Consider the following 9632-nt stretch of genomic DNA (forward strand, 5'->3'; position numbering starts at 1 on the left):
CTCCCGCTCCTGGTTACCAGGGGGCCGGCCTCACACCGCCAGCGCACACACCACCGACGGGACGGCCGCTGTGGCCACCGGCTCGCCGAGGGCGCCCGAGTCCAGGACCGGCAGTGCGGCCAGGGTTCCGCTGTGCTGGTTGGCGACGAGGAGACGGCCCGGAACCGCGGTCAGACCGCGCGGCCAGGTGCCGCCGCACCGCGTCTCGCCGAGCGGTACCAGGGTGGTGCCGTCGATCCGGAAGGCGGCCACGGTGTCGGCGCCCCGGTTGGTGACCCAGACGGACCGGCCGGCGACGACGATCCCGCCGGGCTGGTTGGGCACCCCGGCGGCCGTGGCGGGCACCCGGGACAGCTCGGCGAGGGTCCCGGTCTCCGGGTCGTAGCGATGGCAGGTCACCGTCGAGGAGAGCTCGTCGGCGCTGAACACCAGGTCGCCGGCGGGCGCGAACGCGAGGTGCCGGGGCCCGGAGCCGGGCCGCAGCCGGTTCACCGCCGTGCGGTGCAGGGTGCCCCGCGCCGCGTCCAGGCGGTAGGTGAACACCGCGTCGGCGCCGAGGTCGGTGGCGAGCACGAACCGGCCCGCCGGGTCGACGAGGACCTGGTGGGCGTGGCTGCCCTCCTGCCGCCCCGCGACCGGCCCGGAGCCCTGGTGCTCGGCCACGTCGGTGCGGCCGGCGATCCGGCCGGCCGCGTCGAGCCGGTGCACGGCGACCGTGCCGGGCAGGGTGTCGGTGCCGTAGTTCGCCGTCAGCAGCCAGTCGCCGCCGGGGTGGACGGCGAGGTGGCAGGGGTTGGCGCCACCGCTGCCGATGGGCGCGCCGAGGGCGGTGACCCCGGCGGCGCCGACGGTGAAGGCGGAGACGGCACCCTCGGTGGACTCATGGGTGGTGTAGACCACGGGGAGGTTCGGGTGGGCGGCCAGGAAGGAGGCGCCGCTCGCGGGGACGGGCGGCGCCTCGGTGGTCAGCACCGGGCCGGCCAGGCGCAGCGGGGTGAGGCCGACGCCTTCGCCGCCGGTGTCGGGGGTGTAGGAGCCGGCGAGAACTGTGGGCATGGGGTTCCTCGGGTCGGTCGGCGACGCGGTACGTCGGTCGAGCGCAGTACGTCGGTCAGTGCGGTACACCGGTCGGCGCGGTACGTCGGTCAGTGCGGTACACCGGTCGGCGCGGTACGTCGCTCAGCGCAGTACGTCGTCGTGGTGGTCGAGAAGGGCTAGTTCGGTGCGCCGGGGCAGGCCCTCCCAGTCCCCGGCGGTGGCGACGGCGAACGCGCCGAGCCGGGCGGCGGTGCGCAGCCTGCGCTCCGGCTCCTCACCGGCCAGCAGTTCGGCGAGGTAGCCGGCGACGAAGGCGTCCCCGGCCCCCACGGAGTCGTGCACGCGCACGGGCAGCGCGGGCTGCCGGTAGGGCACCCCGTCCAGCAGCGCGTACGCCCCCTCGGCACCGAGTTTCACCACGGCACCGCCCGGCCCCAGCTCGCAGAGCCCCTTGGCGAGTTCCTCGGGCTCGCGCAGGTCGGGCACCACGAGCCGGGCCTCGTGCGGCCCCGCGAACACCAGGTCGCTGTCGCGCAGCAGCGGCAGTACGGCCCGCCGGGCGTCCTCCTCGCTCCACAGCAGGGAGCGGAAGTTGATGTCGAAGGAGACGAGGACACCGGCGTCCCTGGCGATCCGCACCGCCCGCCGGACCGCGCTCGCGGGCGCGTCGCCGAGGGCCGGGGTGATCCCGGTGAGGTGCAGGACCGCGGCGCCGGCCACGACCTGCTCCGGGATGTCCTGGGGCGCGAGCCGGACCCCGGCCGTGGCGGTGCGGTAGTAGCGCATGCGGTGATGGGTGCCGGTGCGCCGCTCCTTGAGGAGCAGCGAGGTGGGCGCGGGGTCGCGGACGGCCAGCGCGGTGACGCCCTCGGCGCGCAGTTCGCGCAGCACGAGTTCGCCGAGCTGGTCCTCGCTGACCCGGCCGATCCAGGTGGCCCGCCCGCCGAGCCGGCTCACCCCGACGGCGACGTTGGACTCGGCCCCGGCGACCCCGAGGCGCAGCGCGGCGCCCATGGCGAGGGGGCCGGGCTCGGCGGCGGAGAGGACGGCGAGGGTCTCGCCCACGGTGACGAGGTACGGCTGCTGCGACGCCTCCGGGGCGTGCGGGTCATTCGCGGAACCGTTCACAGGTCGCCCTTCCCGGCCCGCGTCGCGGGCCTGACCGTCTCCAGCAAGGCGCGTGCTCTCCCGGTGAGCGCGTCGAGGGCGGCCGGGTCGCCGGGGGTGCGGTCCGCACCGCGCAGCAGCGGGTTGCCGACGCCCACGGCACGGGCCCCGGCGGCCAGGTAGCCGGCGGCCTCCTCGATGCCCACCCCGCCGACCGCGACAAGCGGGATCTCCGGGAGCGGCGCGCGGAGTTGCCGCAGGTGCGCGGGGCCGCCGGTGGAGGCGGGGAAGAGCTTGACGGCGGCGGCGCCGGCCCGCCAGGCGGCGGCCACCTCGGTGGGCGTCCAGGCGCCGGGATAGAAGGGGACTCCGAGGTCGGCGGAGGCGCCGATGACGTCGGGTTCGACGTTGGGGGCGACCAGGAACTGTGCGCCCGCGGCGACCGCGTCCCGCAGGTCGGCCCGGGTCAGGACGGTACCGGCGCCGACCGCGACCGCGGAGCCCAGCTCCTCCCGGATCCGGGCGAGCGCGTCCAGGGCGCCCGCGGTGGTGAGGGTGACCTCCAGGCAGGTGACCCCGCCGGCGGCGAGCGCGCGGGCCACGGCGGGCAGCCCGGTGGCGCCGGCGGAGCGCAGGATGGCCATCACGCGGGTGTCGGCCAGCTGGGGGGTGAGGGCGGGGCGTTCGGTCACTTGACCGCTCCCGCGGACATGCCGGCCACGACCTGGCGCTGGAAGAACACGAAGATGACCAGCAGCGGCAGCACTCCGAGCAGTGCGGCCGGGAACAGGGTGGTCGGCTGCACGGTGTGCGGGTCGATGAAGGAGTAGGCGTTCACCATGACGGTGCGCTTGCCCGGGTCCTGGAGGAACACCAGCGGCACCAGCAGGTCGTTCCAGATCTGCAGGGCGACGAAGGTCAGCAGGGTGCTGGTGACCGGCCGCAGCAGCGGCAGCACCACGACGAAGAAGGTGCGGAAGGCGCCGCAGCCGTCGAGTGCGGCGGCCTCCTCCAGGTCGACCGGGATCGAGCGGATGAAGCTGGTGTAGAAGAACACGGCCAGCGGCAGGTTGATCGCGGTGTAGATGAAGACGACGCCCGCGTAGGTGTCGAGCAGGTTCATGTCCCGCATCAGCAGGTACAGCGGCGCCACCACCACGAAGACGGGGATGGAGGTGCCGAGGATGAACAGCCGGTACAGCGCCGTCGACCAGCCCGCGGTGATCCGGGCCAGCGGATACCCGGCCAGCGAGCCCAGCACGGTGATGCACACGCACGAGAGCCCGGTGATGAGAAGGGTGTTGAGGGTGCTCGGCCCGTAGTGGATCTGGCGGAAGGCGTCGCTGAAGTTCTTCAGGGTGAAGGAGTGCGGGATGCCCAGCGGGGCGCGGGCGACATCCGCCGCGGTGCGCAGCGAGGTGACGACCGTGAAGAGGAACGGCAGCACGAACAGCACGGTGCCCGCCCACAGCAGGGCGGTGCCGAGGCCGCTGCCCAGGCGGCCCGTGCGGCGCGGCTTCCGGGGACTGGCGACCTGTGCGGTCGCTGGGAGTCGGGAGGTCTCAGAGGTCATGGTGGCGATCCGTCCGGTTCGATCAGGTGCGTACGGCGTCACAGGGGCCGTCGTCGGGGGCGTACGACGTCCCAGGGGCCGCCGTCAGGGGCGTACGACGTGACGGGCGCCGTCAGATGCGCCGTTCGCGCAGCCTGAGCAGGGAGTTGGTGGCGCTGGACAGGACGACCACGGTCACCAGGAGCAGCACCGACAGCGCGATGCCGAGGGCGAACTTCCCGCCGCCGAAGATGTTCCGGTACACCAGCAGGGTCAGGGTGTCGGTGGCGCCGGCCGGGCCGCCGTTGGTCAGGACGAGCGGGAACTCGAAGACCTTCAGCGAGCCGATCAGGCTGAGGGTGACGTTGACGGTGAGGGCGGGGGCGAGCTGCGGCCACTCGATGCTGCGGAACCGCCGCCAGCCGCCGGCGCCGTCCAGCGCGGCCGCCTCCAGCAACTCGGTCGGCATGTTCATGTAGCCGGCGAGGAAGATCGCGCACGAGTAGCCGGTGAACATCCAGATGTTGACGGCGGCCACCGCGTACAGCGCGGTCTGCGGGTCGCCCAGCCAGACATGCCGGAGACCGCCGAGGCCGACCGTGTCGAGCAGGGCGTTGAGGCCGCCGCCGGGTGCGAGGAGGTACGACCAGATGAACGCGGCCATCACCGGGGAGATCAGGGTCGGTGTCAGCAGGACGACGTTGAGCGCCTGGCGGACCCGGGGCCGGCGGAACAGCATCGACGCGAAGAGCAGCCCGAGGCCGTTCTGCACGACGACGACCACCAGGGCGTAGAGCACGGTGTGCCACAGGGCCGCCGAGACGGCCGGGTCGTCCGCCATGGCCCGGTACTGCTGGAGCCCGACGAAGTTCGCGACCGGGCCGCCGAGGCTGTCGGTGAAGCTCAGGTACAGGCCCCGGACCAGCGGATACAGCATGAAGACGCTGTACACGGCGATCGCCGGGAGCAGGAAGGCGGCCATGGTGGCACGCCGGCGGTGGAACACGGGGATCGATCCTCCTTGGCCGGGGCCGCGGTGGGGCGGGCGAAAGGGGCGGGGAAGCGGCCGCACCCGCACCGCGGCGGTCCCGGGACGGACTGGACTGGGCGGCCGGTCTACTTGGCGGAGGCCGCCGTCTGGATGTCCTTGAGGGTCTGCGCCTCGGAGGCCTGGCCCAGCAGATAGGCCTGGATCTTGGAGCCGACGGTGGTCTCGGCGGTCGCGCCGTACCAGGAGTTGGACGGCAGGACCCGGTAACGGCCCTCGTTGAAGGCGGCGTTGAAGGTCTTGGTCTCCGTGGCGTCCGGGGTCGTACCGCCGGTGAACGGGGACTCGGCGTGTTCGGCGTCCAGGTACTTGGCGAGGTTCTCGCTCTGCGACCAGAAGTCCACGTACTCCTTGGCCGCGTCGGCGTGCTGCGACTGGGAGTTGACGCCCCACATGGTGCCGGAGAAGAGCATCGCGTTGGGCTTGCTGCCGGCCGCACCGCCCGGCCAGGGGGTGAACTGGACCGGGAAGCCGGCCTTCGCGACGTTGGAGACCTGCCAGGCGCCCTGGTACCAGAAGGCGCTCTTGCCGGCGCTGAAGTCCTGCGGGCCCTGCGACCACTCGTCGACGCCGAGCTCGTTCTTCCAGCTCACATAACCCTTGTCCGCAAGGGTCTTGAGCTGCTCCAGCGAGGACTTCCAGTCGGTGCCGAAGGAGGTCTTGCCGGCCAGGAAGTCGGCGTCCCACTGCTTGTTCTTCTGGTAGACGAGCGTGGAGCCGATCGCCTGGAAGGTGGAGCTGCCGGTCCAGCCGGACTTGTCGGGCAGCGCGATCGGGGTGATGCCGGCCTTCTTGACCTTGGCGAGGTCGGCGAGGAACGTCGGCCAGTCCGACGGGACTTCGGTGATACCGGCCTTCTTCAGCAGGTCCATGTTGGCGTACAGGCCGATGCCGATCAGCTCCATCGGCATCGCCAGGACCTTGCCGTCGCTGGTCGCGAACGGCTTGGCGGAGTCGGAGATCTTACTCGCCCAGGACTCCTTGGAGAGGTCGGCGAGGTAGCCGGAGGCGCCCCACTTGTTCATCTTGTCCGTGTCGACCATGATCACGTCGCCGGCCTTGCCGCCCAGCAGCTCGGGCTGGAGCTTCTGGGTGTAGGTGTCGTTCGCGGTGATGTACTCGAAGTCGACCTTGATGTCGGGGTGGGCCTTCTCGAAGGCCTTGTTGATCTCCGCGACGTTCGCGGGCTCCGCGCCGCCGCCCTTCCACGCCTCTACCTTGATGTGCACCTTCCCGTCCGCGGAGGACGAGCCGGAGCCACCGCCACAGGCGGCGAGCGTGGTCGCCAGGGCGGCGACCGTGGTGGCGACTGCGAGCAGTCTCCCGGAGCGCTTCATTGCACACCTCACCCATTCGTCGGCGCACGGGCCGACATCTCTTTGATTGCGGGACGACAAGACGTGGTCGATATTTCGAACCAAGTCTGGGATTACGAACACAGTGGGGGGAAGCGGGGGGAGCAGGAGATGGGGACGTCGGACGGATCGGACCGGTCGGGGTTGCGCACGGTCCGGAGGGTCGAGCCGGTCGGGTTTTCGAACCGGTCGCCGATGGCGAGTTTCAGCCCTGCCGTTTCGGTAGGTTCTGCATGGATATATCACTGATATCCACTTGAGGAAACCGGTTGACCAAGACTTCGGCGAACGCTAGGTTGCGGCGCCAGAAGGTGTCAAGAGGCCAAACACAACCGACCGCTTGGAGGAATCCCAGTGCCCGATCAGCCAGTACGGGCCAGGCTGGTGGATGTCGCCAGGGAAGCCGGCGTCTCCAAGGCGACCGTGTCCAAGGTGCTCAACGGACGACAGGACCTGTCCGTCCGCCCCGAGACCAGAGCGCGCATCCACGAGGTGGCCGAGGCCCTCGGCTACCGCCCGCACTCCGGTGCCCGCGCCCTGGCCGGCGCGAGCACCCACGCCCTGGCCCTGCTGGTGCCGTCCCTCGGCAACCCGACCTATGTCACCATCTCCCGCGGCGCCTACCAGCGCGCCCGTGAGCTGGGCTATCTCTCCCTGCTCGCCGAGGACTTCGACGGGCAGGAGGCCGACGAGACCTTCAACGACCTGGTCAAGGAAGGCCGCGTGGACGGGCTGCTGATCGCCTCCGCCCGCCCCGGCCATCCGCTCCTGGAGACGCTGCGCCGCAGCCCCGTCCCGCATGTGTTCCTCAACCGCGCGGTCGAGGGATCGGGGCGCAACGTCACCATGGACGTGGCCCGTTCCAGCGTCACCGCACTCGACCACCTGCACGAGCTCGGCCATCGCATGGTGGGCCACATCGCGGGGCCGACCGGCATCACCCCCAGCGAGGACCGCAAACAGGCGTTCCTCGACCGCGCCGGTGAGCTGGGACTGCTCGCCGCGCCGGTCGCCGCCGGTGACTTCACCGAGGAGGGCGGCGCCGTGGCCGCCCGCGCCCTGCTCGCGCCCACCGACACCCGCCCCCGGGTCACCGCGCTGTACACCAGCTCACTGGCCCAGGCGATCGGCGCACTGCACGCGATCGGCGAACTCGGCCTGCGGGTACCGCAGGACGTCTCACTGGTCGGCAACGACGACCTGCCGGTCGCCGGCTACCTCACCCCGCCGCTCACCACGGTCGCGATGCCCCTGCACGACCTGGGCACCGCCGCCGTCGACGCCCTGGTCGCCGAGATCGAGGGCAAGTCCCCCGGGGACGTGATCGTCCCCACCGAGCCGCGGCTGGTCCGCCGCGGCTCCACAGCTCCCCCGGCCGAACCGGGCGGAAGACCCAACTGAACCTAACGGGATGACCGAGCCGCCGGTCGCACCGAGAGGAACCCCATGAGCCGCACCATCCCCACCCGCTTCGCCGGGCGCACCGCCCTGCTCACCGCCGCCGCCTCCGGCATCGGCGCCGCCACCGCCCACCGGCTGGCCGGCGAGGGTGCGTCCGTCCTGGTCACCGACGTGGACGAGGAGGGCGCCGCCCGGGTCGCCGAGGAGGTCCGGGCCAAGGGGGGCGAGGCCCGCCACCGTGCCCTCGACGTGACCGACCCCGAAGCCTGGCCGCACGCGGTCCGGGCGGCCGAGGAGTGGACCGGCCGCCTGGACCTCCTCCACCTCAACGCCGGCCGCAACCTGCCCGGCGCCGTGCACGAACTCGACGACGCCTCCTGGCACAGCCATCTCCGCCTCGCCCTCGACTCGGTCTTCTACGGCTGCCGCGCGGCCGTACCCCTGCTCTCCGCCGCCCGGGGCGCGATCGTCGTCACCTCGTCGGTACACGCGGTCCTCGGTTTCAGCGGCTTCCCCGCCTACGCGGCCGCCAAGGGCGGAGTCACCGCGCTGGTACGGCAGTTGGCGGTGGAGTACGGCGGCCGGATCCGCGTCAACGCGGTCGTCCCCGGGGCCGTGGACACCGGTCTGTGGGTGGACGCCCCGGCCGAGTACCGCGCCCGGACCGCCGCCCGCACCCCCGTCGGCCGCATCGGTGAACCCGAGGACATCGCCGCCGCCGTCGCCTTCCTCGGCTCCGAGGACGCGGCCTTCATCACCGGCCAGAACCTGGTGGTGGACGGCGGCCGCAGCATCAGCGCACACGAGTAACGCGCAACTCCCCCTTCTTCGTACGTCACCGCACCGGGCTGTCGTGCCCGCGGACCCGGAGGTCCCGCACCATGAAAATCATCGGATACGAGCTGTTCCTCGTCGAACCGCGCTGGCTGTTCCTGCGCGTGGACACCGACGAGGGCATCTCCGGCTGGGGAGAACCCGTCGTCGAGGGCAAGGCGCACACCACCGCCAAGGCCGTCGAGGAGATGTTCGACTACCTCCTCGGCCAGGACCCGGCCCGTATCGAGGAACACTGGCAGATGCTCGCCAAGGGCGGCTTCTACCGGGGCGGCCCGGTGCTCAGCAGTGCCCTCGCCGGCATCGACCAGGCCCTGTGGGACATCGCCGGCAAGACCCACGGCGTCCCCGTGCACCAGCTCCTCGGCGGCCATGTCCGCGACCGCGTCCGCATCTACGGCTGGCTGTACGGCGAGACGCCCGAGGAACTCGCCGAGTCCGCGGCGGACCAGGTGGCCAAGGGCCTCACCGCCGTGAAGATGAACCCCTGCGCACAGCTGGAGCCGCTGGCGACGCCGGCCGCGATCGCCGCGATCGTGGACCGGGTGACGGCGGTCCGCGAGGCGATCGGCCCCGACCGGGATTTGGCGCTGGACTTCCACGGCCGCTTCAGCGGAGCGATGTCGCGGCGCGTACTCCCCTTCCTGGAGCCGTTGCTCCCGATGTTCGTGGAGGAGCCGGTGCTGCCGGAGTTCACGCGCGACCTCGGCGAGGTGGTCCGTGCCACGTCCATCCCCATCGCCACGGGCGAACGCCTCTTCTCCCGCTGGGACTTCCGTGAGGTCCTCGGCGCCGGGATCGCGGTGGCCCAGCCCGACATCAGTCATGCGGGCGGCATCTCGGAGACCCGCCGGATCGCTGCGCTGGCGGAGACCTACGACGTCCTGGTCGCCCCGCACTGCCCCCTCGGCCCCATCGCCCTCGCCGCGAGCCTCCAACTCGACCTCGCCGTCCCGAACTTCCTGATCCAGGAACAGTCACTGGGCATCGGGTACGGCGACAGCAGCGGGTTGCTGGGCTACCTGGCCGACGCCTCCCCGTTCGAGGTGAAGGACGGCTACATCGACCGGCTCACCGGGCCGGGCCTCGGCATCGAGATCGACGAGGCCGTCATCCGGGAGGCCGCGGAGAAGGGGCACCGCTGGCGGAACCCGGTATGGCGGAACAGGGACGGTTCGCTGGCGTCCTGGTAGCGACGGCAGCGGATCGACTGCGGGCCGGTGGGGGTTGCTCGCGCAGTTCCCCGCGCCCCTTTAGGTGGGACCAGTGGGCCCACCTTCTTGGGGGCGCGGGGAAC

The 9632-nt window shown here is 72.0% G+C and carries 9 protein-coding genes; 3 read left to right on the top strand and 6 right to left on the bottom strand.

The features are described 5' to 3' along the window. Positions 1-30 precede the first annotated feature (30 nt). The 6 genes from ACFWPS_RS49330 to ACFWPS_RS49355 all read right to left on the bottom strand — a co-directional run bounded on the left by ACFWPS_RS49330 (position 31) and on the right by ACFWPS_RS49355 (position 6082). On the bottom strand, positions 31-1056 hold the full coding sequence (locus ACFWPS_RS49330; RefSeq protein WP_383719694.1) for a lactonase family protein: 1026 nt from the start codon (positions 1054-1056) through the stop codon (positions 31-33). 123 nt (positions 1057-1179) lie between these two features. Continuing rightward, positions 1180-2166: a sugar kinase gene (locus ACFWPS_RS49335; protein WP_383719697.1), complete on the bottom strand. Its 987-nt coding sequence runs from the start codon at positions 2164-2166 to the stop codon at positions 1180-1182. Further along, entirely contained in the window at positions 2163-2837 is a 675-nt protein-coding gene (locus ACFWPS_RS49340) for a bifunctional 4-hydroxy-2-oxoglutarate aldolase/2-dehydro-3-deoxy-phosphogluconate aldolase (protein WP_383719700.1), read from the bottom strand. The genes ACFWPS_RS49335 and ACFWPS_RS49340 overlap by 4 nt, the downstream gene beginning before the upstream one ends. Beyond that, complete coding sequence (locus ACFWPS_RS49345) at positions 2834-3718, bottom strand: carbohydrate ABC transporter permease (protein ID WP_383719703.1); 885 nt, start codon at positions 3716-3718, stop codon at positions 2834-2836. Before ACFWPS_RS49345 ends, ACFWPS_RS49340 begins: the two co-directional genes overlap by 4 nt. Positions 3719-3830: 112 nt before the next feature. Continuing rightward, the gene (locus ACFWPS_RS49350; protein ID WP_383719705.1) at positions 3831-4703 is read right to left on the bottom strand and encodes a carbohydrate ABC transporter permease; all 873 of its coding nucleotides are present in this window, start codon (positions 4701-4703) and stop codon (positions 3831-3833) included. Between the two features lie 110 nt (positions 4704-4813). After that, a complete protein-coding gene (locus ACFWPS_RS49355; RefSeq protein ID WP_383719708.1) occupies positions 4814-6082 on the bottom strand; it encodes an ABC transporter substrate-binding protein in 1269 nt (422 codons plus the stop codon). 372 nt (positions 6083-6454) lie between these two features. Between ACFWPS_RS49355 and ACFWPS_RS49360 the strand changes: the two genes are divergently transcribed. The 3 genes from ACFWPS_RS49360 to dgoD all read left to right on the top strand — a co-directional run bounded on the left by ACFWPS_RS49360 (position 6455) and on the right by dgoD (position 9528). Then, complete coding sequence (locus ACFWPS_RS49360; RefSeq protein WP_383719710.1) at positions 6455-7501, top strand: LacI family DNA-binding transcriptional regulator; 1047 nt, start codon at positions 6455-6457, stop codon at positions 7499-7501. Positions 7502-7546: 45 nt separating this feature from the next. Next, a complete protein-coding gene (locus ACFWPS_RS49365) occupies positions 7547-8311 on the top strand; it encodes an SDR family NAD(P)-dependent oxidoreductase (RefSeq protein WP_383719713.1) in 765 nt (254 codons plus the stop codon). A gap of 71 nt (positions 8312-8382) precedes the next feature. Then, the gene (gene dgoD, locus ACFWPS_RS49370; protein ID WP_383719716.1) at positions 8383-9528 is read left to right on the top strand and encodes a galactonate dehydratase; all 1146 of its coding nucleotides are present in this window, start codon (positions 8383-8385) and stop codon (positions 9526-9528) included. The last annotated feature ends 104 nt before the right edge of the window (positions 9529-9632 follow it).

The sequence above is a fragment of the Streptomyces sp. NPDC058457 genome, assembly GCF_042720695.1.
GTDB lineage: Bacteria > Actinomycetota > Actinomycetes > Streptomycetales > Streptomycetaceae > Streptomyces.

Coding starts and splice junctions, on each gene's coding strand:
- ACFWPS_RS49365 (WP_383719713.1), top strand. CDS start 7,547: ATGAGCCGCACCATCCCCACCCGCTTCGCCGGGCGCACCGCCCTGCTC.
- ACFWPS_RS49345 (WP_383719703.1), bottom strand. CDS start 3,718: ATGACCTCTGAGACCTCCCGACTCCCAGCGACCGCACAGGTCGCCAGT.
- ACFWPS_RS49330 (WP_383719694.1), bottom strand. CDS start 1,056: ATGCCCACAGTTCTCGCCGGCTCCTACACCCCCGACACCGGCGGCGAA.
- dgoD (WP_383719716.1), top strand. CDS start 8,383: ATGAAAATCATCGGATACGAGCTGTTCCTCGTCGAACCGCGCTGGCTG.
- ACFWPS_RS49355 (WP_383719708.1), bottom strand. CDS start 6,082: ATGAAGCGCTCCGGGAGACTGCTCGCAGTCGCCACCACGGTCGCCGCC.